An 18,459-nucleotide genomic window follows, 5' to 3' on the forward strand; every position below is an offset into this window, starting at 1 on the left:
CTCATCGTCCGACAACATCAACTCGGCCTTCGGCCGCCCCGTCCGCGCCACAAGCTCAGTCTACATTTATGAATGAAATTCCAGACTCAGGACACTAGGAGTTGTCTTCAAAGGGCACTCGGGAGGTCGATTCAGGGGCGCGGGGGGCACCTCCCGGCCGCCAGGCTGGGGGAGAACTGCGCAGTCCGGGATCGGTGCTCCTGACCAGTCCGGCTCACCCCTGGTCCGCACGGTGGCCCGCATCCGAATCGCGCAGTTCCCCGCGCCCCTGTGCGGCATCCGTCGCCTTTGAAGACACGCCTTAGCAACCGTCCCCGGCGGCGCTCGGGCGGTCACGTCAGCGGCGCGGAGGCACCTCCCGCATGCCGGCCGCGGACAACTCCCGGGCCCTGGCACGTGGACGCGGGCCCCGGTCGGCGCCGCCGTCCGGGCGCGGGCGCCTACCATCGCGGCATGGTCGCCTACCTGCTCGCCGCCGTCCTGCTGGTGCTGTTCGCGATCGGTGCCGCGCGGGACCTGCGGCGGCTGAGCAACGCGGTGCTGCTCGGGCTCGCCGTGGCGGCCGCGGCGGCGGGCCTGCTGGGCGAACTGGAACGGCTGCCGCCGGGCACGGCCCGCGCCGTCGCCGACGCCCTGCCGGTCGCGGCCCTGCTCGCCGCGCTGGCCGTCGCCGCGCTGCTGGTCGGCAACGGGGTGCTGATGGTCCGCCGGGCCGGCGGCAGCCCCGTCCACCTGCTGCCGCTGCTCGCCGGATCGGCCGGGCTCGTGCTCGTCGGGGTGCTGTGGACGGCGGCCCGGGTCGACTCCCGGCCGCTGCACGCGGCCGCCGCGGCCGCCCTGCTGATCGCCGGGTACCTCGCCTTCCTGCTGCTCTGCTGCCTCGGCTACTCGGCGCTGTACGGCCGGATCCCGCCGCCGCGGCAGGTCGACTTCGTGGTGGCGCTCGGCGCCGGGCTGGACGACGACCGGGTGTCGCCGTTGCTCGCCGCCCGGCTCGACCGCGCCCTCGGGCTCCGCTCCGAGCAGGAGCGCAACGGGCCGCCGGCGCCCGTGCTGGTGGTCTCCGGCGGCAAGGGCACCGACGAACAGCTCAGCGAGGCCGAGGCGATGGCCCGCTACGCCGCCGACCGGGGCGTGCCCGCCGCCGCGGTGCTGCGGGAGGACCGCTCCCGCAACACCGCGGAGAACCTGCGGTTCAGCGACCGGCTGATGCGCCAGCACCGGCCGGACTACCGCTGCACCGTGGTCACCAGCAACTTCCACGTGCTGCGCACCGCCGTCGAGGCCCGCCGGGCCGGCGTGCCCGGGCAGGTCGTCGGCGCCCCGACCGCCGGCGTGCTCTGGCCCGGCGCCGTGCTGCGCGAGTTCGGCGCCCTGCTGCTCTGCTACCCGCGGACGAACGCGGGCGCGGTGCTGCTGCTCGCCGTCCTCGGCGCCACCGCCGGCTGGCGGCCCTGACGCCGCGGCCGATCCGTGCTGGGACGATCGGCCGCACCGACGGCTCAGCGGCCGCCGACCGGCTCCAGCACGAAGACCGGGATCTCCCGCTCCGTCCGCTGCTGGTACGCCGCGTAGTCGGGGAAGGCCGCCACCGCGCGCTCCCACCACTCGGCCTTCTCCGCGCCGCCGAGCTCGCGGGCGGACATCTCCTGCCGGACGGGCCCGTCCTGCAGCTCGACCAGCGGGTTCGCCACCACGTTGTGGTACCAGACGGGGTGACGCGGGGCGCCGCCCATCGAGGCCACCACCGCGTAGCTGCCGTCGTGCTCGACCCGCATCAGCGGAGTCTTGCGGATCTTGCCGCTGCGCGCACCGAGGGTGGTGAGGACGACCACCGGCATGCCCCGCAGGGTGGTGCCCCGCGTGCCGCCGGAACTCTCGTACAGCTCCACCTGGTCCCGCACCCACTGCTCCGGACTCGGCTCGTACTCGCCCTCCATGGGCATGCCCGCCATCCCGTCTGCCGTCGGACCCGGGCCGCGCCGGACGCCGCCCGGCCGGGGAACGCCTCCCCGGACACCCCCCGGCCTACCATCCGCCGCGCCCCGAGTCACGCCCCGGCGGACCGGCCAGCGTGTCGCACCCGGCCGGCCCCCGCCCCGCCGCGGCGCGGGCGTGTCGGGCACCGGCGGCCCGGCGGCGGCCGGATACTGCGCTGGTGACGCACCCTCAGCAGCCGCTCCGGCGGCGGACGTTCCTCGCGGCGGGCGCCGCCCTCGCCCTCCCGCTCGGCAGTACGGCGGACTTCCGCCGCCCGGCCCGCCCCGGCCCGGACCGGTTCCGGCCCGCCGCGGGCCGCCGCGGACTGGCCGACCTGTTCGGCGAGGAGGTCCGGCTGATCCCCACCGGCGACCGGGTGGTGGCCCTCACCTTCAACGCCGCCTGGAACGACGACGGCATCGACGCCGTCCTCGACGAACTGCGCGGCCGCGGCGTCCCCGCGACCTTCTTCCTGACCGGGCAGTTCGCGGAGGCGAACCCGGAGGCGGCCGCGGCGCTCGCCGCCGAGCACGGCGTCGCCAGCCACTCCTACGACCACCCCGAGCTCGCCGACCTCGACGCGGCCGGGCTGCGCGAGCAGGTGGAGCGGGCCGACGAGGCGATCCGCGGGGCCACCGGCACCGAGCCGCTGCCCTTCTACCGCTTCCCGTACAGCGAGACCACCCCGTCGGCCATCGCCCAGGTCAACGCGCTCGGCTACGCCGACATCGAGTTCACCGACGACACCCTCGGCTACCTCGGCGAGGGCGGCGGCGTGGGCGTGGACGACGCGGTGGACCGGGCCGTCCGGGCGATCCGGCCCGGCACGATCCTGCAGATGCACCTCGGCTCCACCGAGACCTCGGGCCCGAACGTCGACTCCCGCGCCCTGCCCGCCGTCGTCGACGCCGTCGAGTCCCGCGGCTACACCGTCATCGACCTGGCGTCCCTGGTCTGACGGACCGCCGGCCCGGCCCCGTCCCGGCACGGGATCCGGCAGGTTGCCCGCCGCGGGCGGTCCGGCGTGGCAGGGTGGACGCATGTGCGGTCGCTTCGTCTCCACCACCACCCCGGTCGACCTGGTCGGACTGCTCGGCGAGATGCGCTGGGACCCGGCCGAGGCACTCGCCCCGAGCTGGAACGTGGCCCCCACCCACCCGGTGCCGGCGGTGCTGGAACGGCTCGACCGGGAGACCGGCGAGGTGGTGCGGCAGCTGCGGCCGCTGCGCTGGGGCCTCGTCCCGTCCTGGTCCAAGGACCCGGCCGGCGGGGCCCGGATGATCAACGCCAGGGCGGAGACCGTCCACGAGAAGCCGGCCTTCCGCAAGGCCTTCGCCGCCCGCCGCTGCGTGATCCCGGCCGACGGCTACTTCGAGTGGCGGCCGGTCGAGGCCGCCACCGGCCGCAAGGCGTTCAAGCAGCCCTACTACCTCAGCACCGGATCGGTGCTGCTGATGGCGGGCCTGTACGAGTTCTGGCGGGACCGCTCCGTCCCGGACGACGACCCCGCGGCCTGGCTCACCACGACCACGATCATCACCACCGACGCCACGGACAGCGCGGGCCGCATCCACGACCGGATGCCGCTCACCATCGCCCCCGCCGACCTGGACGTCTGGCTCGACCCGGACCGCTCCGACGCCGCCGACCTGCACCACCTGCTGCACACCCCGGCCGGCGGCGAGCTGACCGTCCGGGCGGTGTCCACTGCGGTGAACAGTGTGCGCTCCAACGGCCCCGAGCTGCTCGACCGGGTGGACGACCCGCTCGGACTCGCCGACCCGGCCGGCCCGCCCGCCGGCTGACGGCGGACGGACGGGCGCGGTCGGGGCCGGCCGGCGGCGTCAGGCGCCCACGTAGGCGGCTAGGTGCTCGCCGGTGAGGGTCGAGCGGGCGGCGACCAGGTCGGCCGGTGTGCCCTCGAAGACGATCCGGCCGCCGTCGTGGCCCGCGCCGGGGCCCAGGTCGATGATCCAGTCGGCGTGCGCCATCACCGCCTGGTGGTGCTCGATGACGACGACCGACTTGCCGGAGTCCACCAGCCGGTCGAGCAGGCCCAGCAGCTGCTGCACGTCGGCGAGGTGCAGACCCGTGGTCGGCTCGTCGAGGACGTAGACGCCGCCCTTCTCCGCCATGTGGGTGGCCAGCTTGAGCCGCTGCCGCTCGCCGCCGGACAGCGTGGTGAGCGGCTGGCCGATGGCGAGGTAGCCGAGCCCGACGTCGGCGAGCCGTTCGAGGATCCGGTGCGCGGCCGGGGTGCGCGCCTCGCCCGCGCCGAAGAACTCCGCGGCCTCGGTCACCGGCATCGCCAGCACCTCGCTGATGTCCCGGCCGCCGAGCCGGTACTCCAGCACCGAGGCGTCGAACCGCTTGCCCTCGCAGTCCTCGCAGGTGCTGGACACACCGGCCATCATCGCCAGGTCGGTGTACACCACCCCGGCGCCGTTGCAGGTCGGGCAGGCACCCTCCGAGTTGGCGCTGAACAGCGCCGGCTTCACGTCGTTCGCCTTGGCGAAGGCCTTGCGGATCGGGTCGAGCAGCCCGGTGTACGTCGCCGGGTTGCTCCGCCGCGAGCCGCGGATCGGCGCCTGGTCGACCGCGACCACACCGTCCGCCCCGGCCGTCCGCCCGGCGAACAGGGACCCGCGGACCAGCGAGCTCTTGCCCGAACCGGCGACACCGGTGATCACGGCCAGCACCCCGAGCGGCACGTCCACGTCGACGTCCTTCAGGTTGTGCGTCGACGCGCCGCGGATCTCCAGCCTGCCGCTGGGCTTGCGGAACTCCTCCTTGAGCGCGGCCCGGTCGTCGAAGTGCCGGCCGGTGACGGTGCCGCTGGCCCGCAGGCCGTCCAGGGTGCCCTCGAAGCAGACGCTGCCGCCCGCCGTGCCGGCGCCCGGACCCAGGTCGACGACGTGGTCGGCGATCGCGATCGTCTCCGGCTTGTGCTCCACGACGAGCACCGTGTTGCCCTTGTCCCGCAGCCGCAGCAGCAGTTCGTTCATCCGCTGGATGTCGTGCGGGTGCAGGCCCGCGGTGGGCTCGTCGAAGACGTAGGTGACGTCGGTGAGCGCCGAGCCGAGGTGGCGGATCATCTTGACCCGCTGCGCCTCGCCGCCGGAGAGCGTGCCGGCCGCCCGGTCGAGCGAGAGGTAGCCGAGCCCGATCTCCACGAAGGAGTCGAGCGTCTGCTGCAGCGAGGCGAGCAGCGGCGCCACCGAGCGCTCGGTGAGGCCGCGGACCCACTCGGCGAGGTCGCGGATCTCCATCGCGCAGGCGTCGGCGATGCTGATCCGCCCGATCTTCGACGCCCGGGCCCCCTCGCTGAGCCGCGTGCCCCCGCACTCGGGGCAGGTCGTGAAGGTGACCGCGCGGTCCACGAACTCCCGGATGTGCGGCTGCATGCCCTCGCGGTCCTTGGAGAGCATCGACTTCTGGATCCGCGGGATCAGGCCCTCGTAGGTCATGTTGATGCCCGCGATCTTCATCCTGACCGGCTCGTGGTGCAGGAAGTCGTGCAGCTCCTTCTCCGTGTAGTCGCGGATCGGCTTGTGCGGGTCGTAGAAGCCCGACTCGCTGTACAGCCGGTGGTTCCAGCCGCCGGACTTGTACCCGGGCACGGTGATCGCGCCGTCGGCGAGCGACCTGGCGTCGTCGTACAGCTCCGCGCGGTCGATGTCGGTGACCGAGCCGCGGCCCTCGCAGCGCGTGCACATGCCGCCGGTGCGGTTGAAGGTCGCCTTCACCGTCTTCCGGTCGCCGCGCTCGACGGTGATCGCCCCGCTCGCCCGGACGGACGGCACGTTGAAGGCGTAGGCACTGGCCGGGCCGATGTGCGGCTCGCCGAGCCGGCTGAAGAGGATGCGCAGCATCGCGTTGGCGTCCGTGGCGGTGCCGACCGTCGAACGGGGATCGGCACCCATCCGCTGCTGGTCGACGGTGATCACGGTGGTGAGCCCTTCGAGGACGTCGACCTCGGGCCGTGCCAGCGTCGGCATGAAGCCCTGCACGAAGGCGCTGTACGTCTCGTTGATCAGCCGTTGCGACTCCGCGGCGATGGTGTCGAACACCAGCGAGCTCTTGCCCGAGCCGGAGACGCCCGTGAACACCGTCAGCCGGCGCTTGGGGATCTCGATGCTGACGTCCTTGAGGTTGTTCTCGCGCGCACCGTGCACGCGGATCAGGTGGTGCCGGTCGGCACCGTGCACCTCGGGCGCCCGCCCGTCCGTCCCCGTGGCCCTGCTCATCGTCTCTCCGTCCGTCGGGCGGGCCGCGTCCGCGGCCCCGCCGGCCCTGCCTGATCCGATCCAACCAGTCCGGGCGCCGCACCCGGTGCACTTCCGCCGGGTCGGCCGCGGTCCGTCCGTCGCCCGGAGGGACGGACCGCGGCCGCCGGGCGGCTCAGCCGATCTGGTTGAGGCGCACCAGGTTGCCCGCGGGGTCGCGGAAGGCGCAGTCGCGCAGCCCGTACGGCTGGTCGGTCGGCTCCTGGACGAGCTCGGCGCCGCCCGCCGCCAGCTTGTCGTGGACGGCGTCCAGGTCGGCGGTGGCCAGGGTGATCCGGGCGTAGGTGCCCTTGGCCATCATCTCGGTGATGGTGCGGCGCTCGTCGTCGGTGATGCCCGGGTCCATGCCGGGGGGCTCCAGGACGATCGACATGCCGGGCTGTCCGACCGGGCCGACGGTGATCCAGCGCATCGTGCCGTTGCCGACGTCGTTGCGGACCTCGAAGCCGAGGAGGTCGCGGTAGAAGGCCAGCGAGGCCTCGGGGTCGGTGTGCGGGAGGAAGGTCCACTGAATGGTGATGTCCATGGCTGCAACGCTAGCCACGCGGCATCGACCGGGGCTTCTCCATTCCTGACCGGTCCGCGGCGCCCGCTCGGGCGGGTCCTCCGGGAAGCGGCCCGGTCCTCCGGGGAGCGCAGGGCCGGCGGCGACGGCCGGACGCGCATGGTGAATTCGCGTCAGTTCCGGTGCCGTGGGCGCCCGGTGGCCGGGACTCCCTTGACGCCGGACATTGGTCCAGTCCAATCTGTGGGGGATGCGACGTGTACGCCGTAGCCGACGGCGGACGCGTCCCTCCGGGCTCCCACCCGCACCCGGCTCCCCGCCGGTCCACCCGGACCGCTGCACCGCCGGCCCCCACTCCCGGAGGACACCCCCATACTCGAACGAGCCGTGCCCCCACGCCCGGCAGCACCCGCCGCCCGCCCCCGACGGCGGGCCGGTGCCCTGACCCTCGCCGCCGCCCTCACCGCGGGCAGCGCGGCGGCCCTCACCACCCTCGGCGGCGCCGCCTCCGCCGCGCCGGTGGAACTCCTCACCAACCCCGGCTTCGAGGCCGGCAGTACCACCGGCTGGACCTGCCCCGCCGGGTCGGTCGTCACCACCCCCGTGCACAGCGGCGGCCACGCCCTCGCCGGCGCCGTGACCGCCGCCGACACCGCCGAGTGCCGGCAGGCCGTGGCCGTCCAGCCGAACACCAGCTACACGCTCTCCGGCTGGGTGCAGGGCGGTTACGTCTACCTCGGCGCGACCGGCACCGGTGTCAACGCCAGCACCTGGGCTTCGTCCGCCGCCGACTGGACGAAGCTCACCACCACCTTCAAGACCGGGGCCTCGACCACCTCGGTCACCGTCTTCACCCACGGCTGGTACGGGCAGGGCACCTACCGGGCCGACGACCTCAGCCTGACCGGTCCCACCGGCGGCACCGGCAGCCCGACGCCGTCCTCCTCGTCCACCGGTCCGACCGGGTCCGCGAGCCCCACCGGCTCGGCCGGCCCGACCGGCTCGGCGAGTCCCACGGGTTCGGCCAGTCCCACGGGTTCGGCCGGCCCGACCGGTCCGGCGGGTGACGGGAAGGTGTCCACCCCGGTCGGGGTGACCGCAGGCCGCACCACCGCCCGTACCGCGGTGCTCTCCTGGCAACCGTCCACGGACTCCTCGCAGAACGGCGACGTGCCCGCCTACAAGGTGTGGTCCGACGGACAGCTGGTCGCCACCTCGATGGGCACCACCGTCGCCGTCAGCTCCCTGCTGCCCGGCACCACCCACACCTTCACCGTGCAGGGCTACGACCGGGCCGGCCACGCCTCCGGCCAGTCCGCCCCGGTGACGGTCACCACCGCCGCCGCACCGCCCGCGAAGCCGTACGCCTCGGCCTACTTCGACCAGTGGGGCATCTACGAGAACGCGTACTTCCCGAAGCAGATCGGCACCAGCGGCGCCGCCGGCAAACTCGACGTCGTCACCTACGCCTTCGCCAACATCCACCCCACGAGCCACACCTGCTTCGAGGCGGTCAAGGCCTCCGACGCCGCCCACGAGGACAACCCCAACGCCGGTGACGGCGCCGGCGACGCCTACGCCGACTACCAGGCCGACTACGCCGCGGCCGACAGCGTCGACGGCACCGCCGACACCTGGGAGCAGCCGCTCAAGGGCAACTTCAACCAGCTGCGCCAGCTCAAGGCCAAGTACCCCGACCTGCGGCTGACGATGTCCATCGGCGGCTGGACCTACTCCAAGTACTTCTCGGACGCGGCCGCCACCGACGCCTCCCGCAAGGCCTTCGTCTCCTCCTGCGTCGACATGTTCCTCAAGGGCAACCTGCCGACCGGGGTCGCCGGCGACCCCTCCGGCGGCCAGGGTGCCGCGGCGGGCCTCTTCGACGGCATCGACCTCGACTGGGAGTACCCGGGCTCGGCCGGCGGGCACACCGGCAACCACTACTCGGCCGCGGACAAGGCGAACTTCACCCTGCTGCTCAAGGAGTTCCGCACCCAGCTGGACGCCTACGGCGCGAGCGTCGGCAAGCGGTTCCTGCTCACCGCCGCGCTGCCCAGCGGCCAGGACAAGATCGCACTCCTGGAGACCGACCGGATCGGCAGCTACCTCGACTACGCCGACATCATGACCTACGACATGCACGGCGCCTGGGACGCCACCGGCCCCACCAACCACCAGGACCCGCTGCACGACAGCCCCGCCGACCCGACGACCCCGATCACCCCCGGCACCCGCAAGTACAACCTCGACACCACGCTCGCCGCCTACACCACCGGCCTCCCCGAGTACGGCATCCCCGGCGGCTTCCCGGCGGGCAAGCTCGTCCTCGGCATCCCGTTCTACTGGCGCGGCTGGACGGGCGTCCCGGCCGGGAACGCGTACGGCCTCTACCAGTCGGCCACCGGCCCGACCGCCGCCAAGCCGCTCAGCCAGGAGGCCGGCCTCGCCGCCTGGAAGGAACTCGCGCCGACCGCCGCCACCACCCACTGGGACCCGGTCACCGAGTCCTCCTGGGTCTACGACGGCACCAACTTCTGGACGGGCGACACCCCGCAGGCCGTCCAGGCCCGCGGCGCCTACGCCCGGTCCAAGGGCCTGGCCGGCATGTTCGCCTTCTCGCTGGAGAACGACGACAGCTCCGGCACCCTCCTCAACGCGATGGCCACCGCACTCGGCTGACCCCGCCCCCCGGTGCCCCGCCGCAACACACCGCGGCGGGGCACTGCCCGCTCCGCCGGCGTGCCCGGATGACCGACACGGAACCGGATCCGGCCCGGCGGGAGTTCCTGCGGTCCTTTCCGGTCAACAGCGGCCTGGTGGACGGCGGACGCCGCCCTGACCCGGCTCCGCGCCGACGGCTTCGACGTTCGGGACGAGGACGTCGCCCGGCTCTCGCCGTTCGTGCGCCACCACGTCAACATGCTGGGCAGGTACTCCTTCCAACTGCCGGAGTTGTCCGGGGACCTGCGTCCCCTGCGTGACCCGGGTGCCGTCGGCCAGTGGTGAGCGCCTTCCCCGCTAAAGTCATCGAAGGTGGTCGGAGCCAGCTCCAATGGCTCCGACCACCCTCATGTGCAGCCCAGGTCAGCTCGCGACGGCCTGCCCGGCCAGGGCCAGGGTCTGGGCCGCCAGGTGCCGCCAGTGTTCGGCGGCCTGCTGGAGGTTCGCCTGCAGCTGCTCAGCGATGGTCTCGGGGTCGATGGCCAGCGGCTCGATGGCCCGGTTGCCGGCTGTCTGCGCGGTTGACTCGTGTTGGAGTCTTTTCACTGCGCAGCTCGGCGCCGCCCAGCCTGCTGTATGGCCAGACGGCTCCGTGCTTTACCGGGCTGACGTGGCCGCTGTGTCGGGATTGTGGACGTGCTGGGTGAGGAAGAGGGCTGCCCGGTCCAGCGCCTGGTCGGCCTCGTCGAGAACGCCGGCGAAGGACTGGAACACGTGGGGTACGTCGGCGGTGATGTCGAGGATGACGTCCACTCCGGCTGCACGGGCGCGGGCGGCCACGCGGGTGGAGTCATCCAGGAGCACTTCGTTGGTGCCCGCCTGGAGGAGCATCGGCGGGAAGCCTGTCAGGTCGGCGAGGACGGCGGGGCTGAGCGTGGGCTGGTGCGGGTCGGCTCCCGCCAGGTACATGTCCCCGGTGTGTCCCAGGCTCTCGCGGGTGAAGAACGGGTCGATGCCCGCCTTGGTGTCCATGCTCTCGCCCGTCCGGGTGGCGTCGAGGCCGGGGGAGAAGGCCACGATGGCGGCGGGCACCGGGAGGCCGGCGTCGCGGGCGGCGAGGCAGGTGGTGACGGTGAGGCCGCCGCCGGCGGAGTCCCCGGCGAACGCGATGGTCGAAGGGTCCTCGCCGCTGTCGAGGAGGGCGCGGTAGGCGCTCAGTGTGTCTTCGATCGCGGCCGGGAACGGGTGCTCGGGGGCGAGCCGGTAGTCCAGCGAGTACGACCTGAAGCCGGTCTTGGCCGCGAGGTGACCCGTCAGTGACAGTGCGGTCTCGGGGGAGCCGAACACGTAGCCGCCGCCGTGGAAGTACAGGATCGTCCCGGTGTGCGGGCCGTTGTCCGGCTCGATGTGCAGTGAGGGCCGGCCGCCGAGCGTCGTCTGCGTGATGCGGATGCCGTCCGGGACGGCCATCTGGGCCATCATCGCCTTGAATCCGGCTCGGATCGCCTCGACCGACTGGGGACCCTCGGGTCGGGGCTGCCGCAGCATCGCGTTGACCTGCGCGCGCTGTTCCTTGCTCATGTGTGTGCTCCTGCTGTAAGTAACTTCCTAGGCACTATATGCCGCGGCATTTAATGTAGACTATATGCCGTGGCATCTAAAGCAGGCGATGAGACGGTCGATCTCCCGGGCTTCTTCGCCGACCTCGTCCGATGCGAGACGCGTCTGTACAACGCCCTCAGCGACCGTCTTCGAGAGCGGCACGGGATCGTCACATCGCAGTTCGAATTCCTGCGCTACCTCCGCGACCGTCCCGGATCCCGGGTGGCAGACCTGGCCGCCGAGTTCGCCGTCGGCATCGGGGCCACCAGCAAGGGCATCGACCGCCTGGAGAGACAGGGATGGGTTGCCCGTCGGCCGAATCCGTCCGATCGCCGGTCGTCGCTGCTGGCCCTGACCGGCGACGGCCTGCAGTTGGTCGACGCGGCAGAACGGACCTTCACCGAGCGGTTGGCCGAGTTGATCCCGGATGCGCTCAAGGCGTCGCCCTTCACGGCCGCAGCGCAGGCCCTCTCGGAGCTGCGTTCCCTCCTGGAACGCGACCAGATCGGCACACCCACAGGCTGACGCGTTTCACAACCCGGTCGAACCGGCCACGTCGTGGTCAACCCCGGGCATCATCAGGGTCCGCCCCGGACTGACGCCTCTTCGCTGTCCGCAGCTTCTGGCCGTAGGCCGGGACGCGCGCTCATGCTTTCCGGCCTGGCTTCCGGGGCAGCCCACCCGCCAAACCGTGACGACCAGCCGACCTCACACACCGTCACCCGCTACCCAATGGCCGATCACGAGAATGGCGAAACTCCAGTCGTACCCGCTGTCGCGTCATTCAGCGCCGGCTGTCGCCGGGGGCAAGCAGGCTGGTGACCTCGGCGATGGCCTCGGCGGACGGCTTGAAGTACCGGCGGACGTTCTCCGCCTTCTTGTGCCGGGACTTGGCCATCAGCATCAGCTCGGAGGCGCCCTGCTCGCCAAGGCGGGTCAGGGAGGAGTGGCGGTACTCGTGCAGGTCCCAACCGGTGCCCGGCCCGGCGAGGGCGGTGTGCCGGTCGAGCAGCGCGCGGGCCTGGCCGTACGAGAGGCGGGCCAGCCCGGTGTTCGGGCAGACGTCGCGCGGGGAAAGCACCTTGCCGGGGCCGGGGCGGCGGTGGGTGACGAACACCGGGCCGCGGGTACGGCCCTTGAGCAGGCGGGGCAGCAGCCGGGCGGTGCCGGCGTCCCAGAACACCGTCTCCAGCACGTAGTCGGCACACGGGGGGCGGCGGACCTTCGGCTGGGCGCCCTTGGACTTCACCGGGCAGCGGCGGCCGGCCAGGTCCAGCTCCTCGATGTTGACATCCAGGATCTCCTCGGAGCGGGCGCACGTCTCGTAGAGCATCCGCCACAGCGTCTTCTCCCGCAGGTGGACGTCCCGGCGGGCGATCAGCCGGTCGATCGCCATCTTCGAGCGCACCGGGGTGTCGGAGTCCGGCGGCGGCAGCCGCTTCGCCCAGGCGGGGACCACCGGCCCGTCGTAGCCGCGCTCGGCGCACCAGCCGGTCCAGGAGAGGACCGCGCCGCGGCGAGCGTTCCAGGTGTTCACCGCCGAGCTGCCCCAGAGCAGTTCCAGCGCGCCGCCGACCTCGTCGTCGGCGACCGCGGAGAGCTGGCGGGCCTCGCCCAGGTGCTCGGCGGTCTTCCCGACCGCGATGCCGTAGTTCCGGACAGTGTTCGGGTTGGTGAGCGAGTCGAGGAAGGCGTCGGCCGCCGTCCGGACCGTCAGCGCCTTCCCGGTCGGCAGCAACAGGATGGGCACCGGCTTCCCCTTGCCACAGATAACAGGTCCGCTTCGCGCAGCGGCCCGGCGGCGTCGCCGCAGGTCGCGATCGGCGATGCCGCAGATATTAGGGCGTTATCTATGGAACGACGTCACCACCGCTCCGGCGCCAACGACCCGTCAGGCGCCCACCAGCAGCGATCCGGGCCTAGCGCCGGTTTTCGCTCCGATGTTCCTCAGCCCCCGTTCTCCGCTCAGCCACCCACAGCGGCGGCCGCCGCGAGCAGGGTGTCCGCGGCCGCCGTGCGGGCGTACAGCACGGCGCGGCCGGCGCGGTGGGCCGTGGTCAGGCCGGCGGCGCGCAGCGCGGTCAGGTTCTCGGAGACCGCGGCCGGCGACAGGCCGGTGCGGCGGGCCAGTTCGGTGGTCGACGCGGGGGAGTCCAGCTCGGCCAGCAGCCGGGCGCGGGTACGGCCCAGCACGGCCGCCAGCGCCTCGCCCCCGCCACCGGACGGTGCCTCCCAGAGCGAGCCGATCCCCCGGGCGGGGTAGGCGAGTTGCGGCGGGTCCGGTGGCGTCACCCGGGTGAACGGGACGGGGCCGGTGAAGACCGACGGGATCAGCAGCAGCCCGTGACCGGCCGTCGGCCGGGAGAGCGAGCTCGACCGGCGCAGCAGCCGCAGGGTGTCCTCGTCCCACCGCACCGAGGCGTGCAGCCCGCCCAGCAGGTGCGCCGCGCCGCGCTCCGCGACCTGCCGGGCCCGGTGCGCCACGTCCGCGTCCAGCACGGCCCGGATCCGCGCCCAGTACGGGGCGAGCGCCAGCTCCCAGTACAGCCGGATCTCCTCGGCAACCCCCGCGAGCCGGGCCTCCGGCCGGGCGTACAGCGCCTCGGTGCGCGGCCCGAGCCCGCCCTGCTCGCGGCGCAGCCGGTCCAGGTCGCGGCGGACCCGCTCCGGCGGGGTGGCCAGGATGCCGTCCACCTCCTCGGCGAGCTCGGCGACCGGCGCCGCGGGCGTCGGATTGAGGAAGTCCGGCACGTACCCCGACGGCTGCACCAACTCGGCGAGCCGGCCCCGGTCCAGACCCGCCGCCGCCAGCCGCGGCCGCACCTGCTCGGCCCACCGCCGGTGCACCGGATGCACCACCCCCGACCGCAGCAGCCGCAGGCTCGGACCGACCTCCCACATCGGCGACACGGCGAACCGCATCTGCGCCAGGTCCCGCACCGAGAAGACCAGCTCCGCCACCCGCGCCCCCGCCCGGATTCGCCCCTGCCCGAATCACTGGCGGCCACTCTACGGCCCCGCCGATGATGCCGCGCATGACCTCACAGACCATCACCGCGGCGGCGGCCGGCACCTGGACGCTCGGCGACCTGACCGTCAACCGGCTCGGCTTCGGCGCCATGCGCCTGCCGCAGACCGGCCCGGCCCTGGTGCGCAGCGCCGTGCCCCGCGACCGCGGGCAGGCGATCGCCGTGCTGCGCCGCGCCGTCGACCTCGGCGTCGACCACATCGACACCGCCGCCTTCTACTTCTCCCCGCTGCGCTCCGCCAACGAGCTGATCAACCGCGCCCTGGCGCCCTACCCGGACGGGCTGGTCATCGCCACCAAGGTCGGCCCCGGCCGGGACCGCTCGGGCCGCTGGCTGCCGCACGCCACCCCCGAGCAGCTGCGCGGCCAGGTCGAGGAGAACCTGCGCCAGCTCGGCCGCGACCACCTCGACCTGGTCAACCTGCGGGTCGTCGGCACCGACCCGGTCGCCGACCGCTTCGGCGCCCTCGCCGAACTCCGCGAGGCCGGGCTGATCCGCCACCTCGGCCTCTCCAACGTCACCGCCGACCACCTCGCCGAGGCCTCGGCGATCGCCCCGGTGGTCTGCGTGCAGAACCCGTACGGCATCGGCGGCCCGCCCGAGCAGGACGCGCTGCTCCGCGCCTGCGGCGAGCGGGGCGCCGCCTTCGTCCCGTTCTACGCGATCGCCGGCCCCGGACGGCAGGCCGGCACCACCGGGGAGGAGCCGCCGGAGGTGCTCGCCGTCGCCCGCCGCCACGGCGCGAGCCCCGCCCAGGTCCGGATCGCCTGGACGCTGCACCGCGGCCCGCACGTGCTCGCCATCCCCGGCACCGGCGACCCGGACCACCTGACCGCCAACGTGGCCGCCGCCGCGCTCCGGCTCACCGCCGAGGACCTGGCCGTCCTCGGCGCCCTCCACCACCGGGAGGGCTGAGGCGTGCCGGGGCAAGGGCCCACCGCGGGTGGCAGGATGCTTGCGACAGTCGTCGTTCGGGCCACCCGCGGGGGAGCGGACGACCAGTGGCCGCGCCGTGCGCAGGAGGAGTACCGATGGGTCGCCGGAACCACCAGGTCGCGGTGCTGGTGCTGGAGGGCGCGAAGCCGCTCGACGTGGGCATCCCCGCCCAGGTCTTCTCCAACCGGCCGAGCATGCCCTACGACGTGCGGGTCTGTGGAGCCGCACCGGGGCTGGTGACCGGCGGCGACGGCCTCTCGTACCACGTGGCGGACGGACTGGAGGCCTTCGAGCAGGCCGACACCGTCTTCATCCCCGGCTACCGCGAGCCGGCCACCACCGAGCCGCCGGCCGCGGTCGTCGCCGCGCTGACCGCCGCCCACGCCCGCGGCACCAGGCTCGCCGCGATCTCGACCGGCGCCTTCGCCCTCGCCGCGACCGGCCTCCTCGACGGCAAGCGGGCCACCACCCACTGGCACTACACCCGGGCCCTCGCCGAGCGGCACCCGCTGGTGCGGGTGGACGCCAACGTGCTGTTCGTCGACGAGGGCGACGTGCTCACCTCGGCGGGCGCCGCCTCCGGCATCGACCTGTGCCTGCACCTGCTCCGCCGCGACCACGGCGTGGGCCTCTCCAACCACGTGGCACGGCGGCTGGTGGCGGCGCCCTACCGCAGCGGCGGGCAGGCGCAGTACGTGCCGCGGAGCGTCCCCGAACCGCTCGGCGACCTGTTCGCGGGCACCCGCGAGTGGGCCCTCGCCCACCTCGCCGAACCGCTGACCCTGGAGGACCTGGCCCGCAACGCCCAGGTATCGGCCCGCACCTTCTCCCGGCGCTTCGTGGAGGACACCGGCTACACGCCGATGCAGTGGGTGCTGCGGGCCCGCGTCGACCTGGCGCGCGAGCTGCTCGAACGCACCGACCTCGGGGTCGAGCAGATCGCCGACCGGGTCGGCCTCGGCACCGGCGCCAACCTGCGCCTGCACTTCCACCGGATCCTCGGCACCTCCCCGACGGAGTACCGCCACACCTTCTCGGCCTGACGGCTCCTCGGCCCGGCGGCCGGATCCGGGCACGACGGGCGCTGCCGCAGGTCCCGCCGGCCGGGGTGGCGAGATCCTTGCGAGCGTTGGCGAAGGATCTGGCGAGATCCTTGCGCACGCTGTCATCCGGGCCACTGTCCGGCGGTGGCCGCGACGCCGACCATGGTTGCGGGACGACTTCGAGAGGAACCTCCATGACCCGCATCGCCGTCAACGGATTCGGCCGCATCGGACGCAACACCCTGCGCGCCCTGCTGGAACGCGACAGCAAGCTGGAGGTCGTCGCCATCAACGACCTCACCGCCCCGGACGCGCTCGCCCACCTGCTCAAGTACGACAGTGCGCTCGGCCGGTTCGGCCGCTCCGTCGAGATCGACGGCACCGACCTGGTCGTCGACGGCCGCCGGATCAAGGTGCTCGCCGAGCGCGAGCCGGCCAACCTGCCGTGGGCCGAGCTCGGAGTCGACATCGTGCTGGAGGCCACCGGCCGCTTCACCGCCGCGGACGCCGCCCGCGCCCACATCACGGCCGGTGCCCGCCGCGTGCTGGTCAGCGCCCCCTCCGACGGCGCCGACGTCACCCTCGCCTACGGCGTGAACACCGACGCCTACGACCCGGCGCGGCACGTCATCGTCTCGAACGCCTCGTGCACCACCAACGCGCTGGCCCCGCTGGCCTCCGTCCTCGACGACCTGGCCGGCATCGAGCACGGCTTCATGACCACCGTGCACGCCTACACCCAGGAGCAGAACCTCCAGGACGGCCCGCACCGCGACCTGCGCCGCGCCCGCGCCGCCGGCGTGAACATCGTGCCGACCACCACCGGCGCCGCCAAGGCGATCGGCCTGGTGCTGCCGCAGCTCGACGGCAAGCTCTCCGGCGACTCGATCCGCGTGCCCGTCCCGGTCGGCTCGATCGTCGAGCTGAACACCACGGTCTCCCGCGAGGTCACCCGCGAGGAGGTGCTCGCCGCCTACCGCGCCGCCGCCGACGGCCCGCTCAAGGGCATCCTCGACTACGCCGACGAGCCGCTGGTCTCCGGCGACATCACCGGCCAGCCGGCCTCGTCCATCTTCGACGCCGCCCTCACCCGGGTCGACGGCAAGCACGTGAAGGTGGTCGCCTGGTACGACAACGAGTGGGGCTTCTCCAACCGCGTCATCGACACCCTCGAACTGCTCGCGGAGAACTGAGCACCCGCCACGTGCAGCTGCGCCCGACGGCGCGGCCGGGTCCGCCCGGCCGCGCCGTCGGGCGCTTCGCTCGGTGTCCCGCGGGGTCCCGCTCGGTGTCCCGCGGGTCGGGTCAGGTCAGGGTGATCCGGATGCCGACCGTGCCGCGGTCGCCGCGGCGGACCCGGCTGCCCAGCAGGGTGAGGACGCCGAGCAGGCCGTACTTCTGCCGCAGCAGGGTGCGGTAGGCGGCGGTCCGCTCCGGCGGACAGATCTCGGCGGTGCCCGGCACCTGCTCACCGGTCGGCCTGCCGCGGACGTCGCAGGGGCCGACCAGCACGTCCGCCCGGTTGCGGATCCGGCGGACCTTCCAGGAGTCGGCGACCGTCCAGACGCCCAGGGCGTCGCCGTCCCGCACCACCCACACCGGGGTGGGGACCGCCGTGCCGTCCTTCTTGAAGGTGGTGACCAGCAGGTAGCTGCCCGAGGCGAGACGGACGAGGCGTTCGAGCCGGTCATCCGGCGTGGCGTTCATGCCGCGCAGTCTAGGCCTTGGCCGGCCCGCGGTGGATCACGGTGCCTCGTGCGGCTCCCGGTCGCCGGCCTCCGGGCCCTCCTCGGGCAGGACGCCGGCGGTCGGCTCGGACCGGCGCGGGCCGGGCACCCGGCCGAGCGCGGAGCGCGTCGCACCGAAGCCGGTCTCGTGGTCCCACACGTGGGTGCAGCCGGGGCACTGCAGGTGGAGCAGGCTCCCGGTGTTGGAGATCAGGTAGCGCCAGTGCTCGGAACAGGAGCGGCGCTCCCCGCAGGGCACGCAGTCGCGGGCGTCGTCGCAGTTGGGGCAGGCGATCCACGCGCGGCGACCGATGTCGGCCTGCGGGTCAATGGGCAGCATCGGTCCACTCCTCCACGGGCAGCACGCCCGCCGTGACGAGGTCGTCGTAGAGCCGCTGCTGCTCGGCGTCCAGGCCGGAGTACAGCAGGGCGTGGGCCTCGGCCTCGCGGCGCTCCTCCTCGGCGATGTCCCGGGTGGGCCCGAGCGAGGCGGCGGCCAGCGACCGGCGGCGGATCTCGTCGGCGGTGATGTCGAAGACGAAGGTGGTCGACGACCCGGGGCGGTCGGCGTCCTCGGTGCGGTGGTGCGACTGCGGAGACATGCCAGCAGAACTTAGGTAACCCTTCCTTCGCTGTCAAGGTGATGTGAGCAACCCGTTCACCAGCTGAGATGCGCCCGATACAAGGGCC

At 73.4% G+C, this 18,459-nt stretch carries 17 protein-coding genes and 2 pseudogenes; 9 read left to right on the forward strand and 10 right to left on the reverse strand.

Annotated features, from left to right (window positions below; genetic code table 11):
- The first annotated feature begins 453 nt into the window (after positions 1-453).
- Positions 454-1,458, forward strand: a complete 1,005-nt coding sequence (locus IE98_RS0138320; protein WP_030276922.1) for a YdcF family protein — start codon at positions 454-456, stop codon at positions 1,456-1,458.
- Positions 1,459-1,502: 44 nt separating this feature from the next.
- Here the strand turns inward: IE98_RS0138320 and IE98_RS0138325 are convergent, their stop codons facing one another.
- Positions 1,503-1,946, reverse strand: a complete 444-nt coding sequence (locus IE98_RS0138325; protein WP_030276924.1) for a nitroreductase family deazaflavin-dependent oxidoreductase — start codon at positions 1,944-1,946, stop codon at positions 1,503-1,505.
- 212 nt (positions 1,947-2,158) lie between these two features.
- On the opposite strand from IE98_RS0138325, the gene IE98_RS0138330 reads away from it, so the two are divergent.
- Complete coding sequence (locus tag IE98_RS0138330) at positions 2,159-2,938, forward strand: polysaccharide deacetylase family protein (RefSeq protein ID WP_106976828.1); 780 nt, start codon at positions 2,159-2,161, stop codon at positions 2,936-2,938.
- A gap of 82 nt (positions 2,939-3,020) precedes the next feature.
- Complete coding sequence (locus IE98_RS0138335) at positions 3,021-3,785, forward strand: SOS response-associated peptidase (protein WP_043176119.1); 765 nt, start codon at positions 3,021-3,023, stop codon at positions 3,783-3,785.
- A 39-nt stretch (positions 3,786-3,824) separates the two neighbouring features.
- On the opposite strand, the gene IE98_RS0138340 is transcribed toward IE98_RS0138335, so the two are convergent.
- Both IE98_RS0138340 and IE98_RS0138345 read right to left on the reverse strand, forming a co-directional pair.
- On the reverse strand, positions 3,825-6,227 hold the full coding sequence (locus IE98_RS0138340) for an ATP-binding cassette domain-containing protein (protein ID WP_030276930.1): 2,403 nt from the start codon (positions 6,225-6,227) through the stop codon (positions 3,825-3,827).
- A gap of 154 nt (positions 6,228-6,381) precedes the next feature.
- On the reverse strand, positions 6,382-6,792 hold the full coding sequence (locus IE98_RS0138345) for a VOC family protein (protein WP_030276932.1): 411 nt from the start codon (positions 6,790-6,792) through the stop codon (positions 6,382-6,384).
- Positions 6,793-7,158: 366 nt separating this feature from the next.
- On the opposite strand from IE98_RS0138345, the gene IE98_RS0138350 reads away from it, so the two are divergent.
- Positions 7,159-9,450, forward strand: coding sequence for a glycosyl hydrolase family 18 protein (locus IE98_RS0138350; protein ID WP_030276934.1), 2,292 nt, complete (start codon positions 7,159-7,161; stop codon positions 9,448-9,450).
- 147 nt (positions 9,451-9,597) lie between these two features.
- A pseudogene (locus IE98_RS47330) lies at positions 9,598-9,777 on the forward strand (Tn3 family transposase); the annotation flags it as partial.
- A 78-nt stretch (positions 9,778-9,855) separates the two neighbouring features.
- Here the strand turns inward: IE98_RS47330 and IE98_RS0138355 are convergent.
- The gene (locus IE98_RS0138355; protein ID WP_030276936.1) at positions 9,856-10,038 is read right to left on the reverse strand and encodes a hypothetical protein; all 183 of its coding nucleotides are present in this window, start codon (positions 10,036-10,038) and stop codon (positions 9,856-9,858) included.
- Positions 10,039-10,089: 51 nt separating this feature from the next.
- Positions 10,090-11,013: an alpha/beta hydrolase gene (locus IE98_RS0138360; protein ID WP_030276938.1), complete on the reverse strand. Its 924-nt coding sequence runs from the start codon at positions 11,011-11,013 to the stop codon at positions 10,090-10,092.
- A gap of 69 nt (positions 11,014-11,082) precedes the next feature.
- Between IE98_RS0138360 and IE98_RS0138365 the strand changes: the two genes are divergently transcribed.
- Positions 11,083-11,559 (forward strand): MarR family winged helix-turn-helix transcriptional regulator, encoded by a 477-nt coding sequence (locus IE98_RS0138365; RefSeq protein WP_030276940.1) that lies wholly within the window; start codon positions 11,083-11,085, stop codon positions 11,557-11,559.
- A 259-nt stretch (positions 11,560-11,818) separates the two neighbouring features.
- On the opposite strand, the gene IE98_RS0138370 is transcribed toward IE98_RS0138365, so the two are convergent.
- Together IE98_RS0138370 and IE98_RS0138375 are read right to left on the reverse strand one after the other, a co-directional pair.
- Positions 11,819-12,784, reverse strand: coding sequence for a tyrosine-type recombinase/integrase (locus IE98_RS0138370; RefSeq protein ID WP_030276941.1), 966 nt, complete (start codon positions 12,782-12,784; stop codon positions 11,819-11,821).
- Positions 12,785-12,999: 215 nt separating this feature from the next.
- Complete coding sequence (locus IE98_RS0138375) at positions 13,000-13,956, reverse strand: helix-turn-helix domain-containing protein (RefSeq protein WP_199923043.1); 957 nt, start codon at positions 13,954-13,956, stop codon at positions 13,000-13,002.
- Positions 13,957-14,069: 113 nt separating this feature from the next.
- Here IE98_RS0138375 and IE98_RS0138380 point away from each other — a divergent pair, with 113 nt between their 5' ends.
- The 3 genes from IE98_RS0138380 to gap all read left to right on the forward strand — a co-directional run bounded on the left by IE98_RS0138380 (position 14,070) and on the right by gap (position 17,235).
- On the forward strand, positions 14,070-14,978 hold the full coding sequence (locus IE98_RS0138380; RefSeq protein ID WP_030276945.1) for an aldo/keto reductase: 909 nt from the start codon (positions 14,070-14,072) through the stop codon (positions 14,976-14,978).
- A gap of 116 nt (positions 14,979-15,094) precedes the next feature.
- Positions 15,095-16,042: a GlxA family transcriptional regulator gene (locus IE98_RS0138385; RefSeq protein ID WP_030276948.1), complete on the forward strand. Its 948-nt coding sequence runs from the start codon at positions 15,095-15,097 to the stop codon at positions 16,040-16,042.
- A gap of 194 nt (positions 16,043-16,236) precedes the next feature.
- Positions 16,237-17,235 carry a type I glyceraldehyde-3-phosphate dehydrogenase gene (gap, locus tag IE98_RS0138390; protein WP_030276949.1) on the forward strand — a complete coding sequence of 333 codons (999 nt, stop codon included), beginning with the start codon at positions 16,237-16,239 and terminating at the stop codon, positions 17,233-17,235.
- Positions 17,236-17,347: 112 nt separating this feature from the next.
- Here gap and IE98_RS0138395 read toward each other — a convergent pair whose 3' ends face one another.
- From IE98_RS0138395 to IE98_RS43765, 3 genes and pseudogenes are all read right to left on the reverse strand, one after another.
- Positions 17,348-17,749, reverse strand: coding sequence for a PPOX class F420-dependent oxidoreductase (locus IE98_RS0138395; protein WP_030276951.1), 402 nt, complete (start codon positions 17,747-17,749; stop codon positions 17,348-17,350).
- 126 nt (positions 17,750-17,875) lie between these two features.
- Positions 17,876-18,109: pseudogene (locus tag IE98_RS0138400) on the reverse strand (hypothetical protein); the annotation flags it as partial.
- Entirely contained in the window at positions 18,096-18,371 is a 276-nt protein-coding gene (locus IE98_RS43765) for a DUF6400 family protein (RefSeq protein ID WP_043176123.1), read from the reverse strand. The pseudogene IE98_RS0138400 and the gene IE98_RS43765, both read right to left, overlap by 14 nt.
- Positions 18,372-18,459 lie beyond the last annotated feature (88 nt).

Source organism: Streptomyces sp. NRRL B-24484 (assembly GCF_000717715.1).
Taxonomy (GTDB): domain Bacteria; phylum Actinomycetota; class Actinomycetes; order Streptomycetales; family Streptomycetaceae; genus Kitasatospora.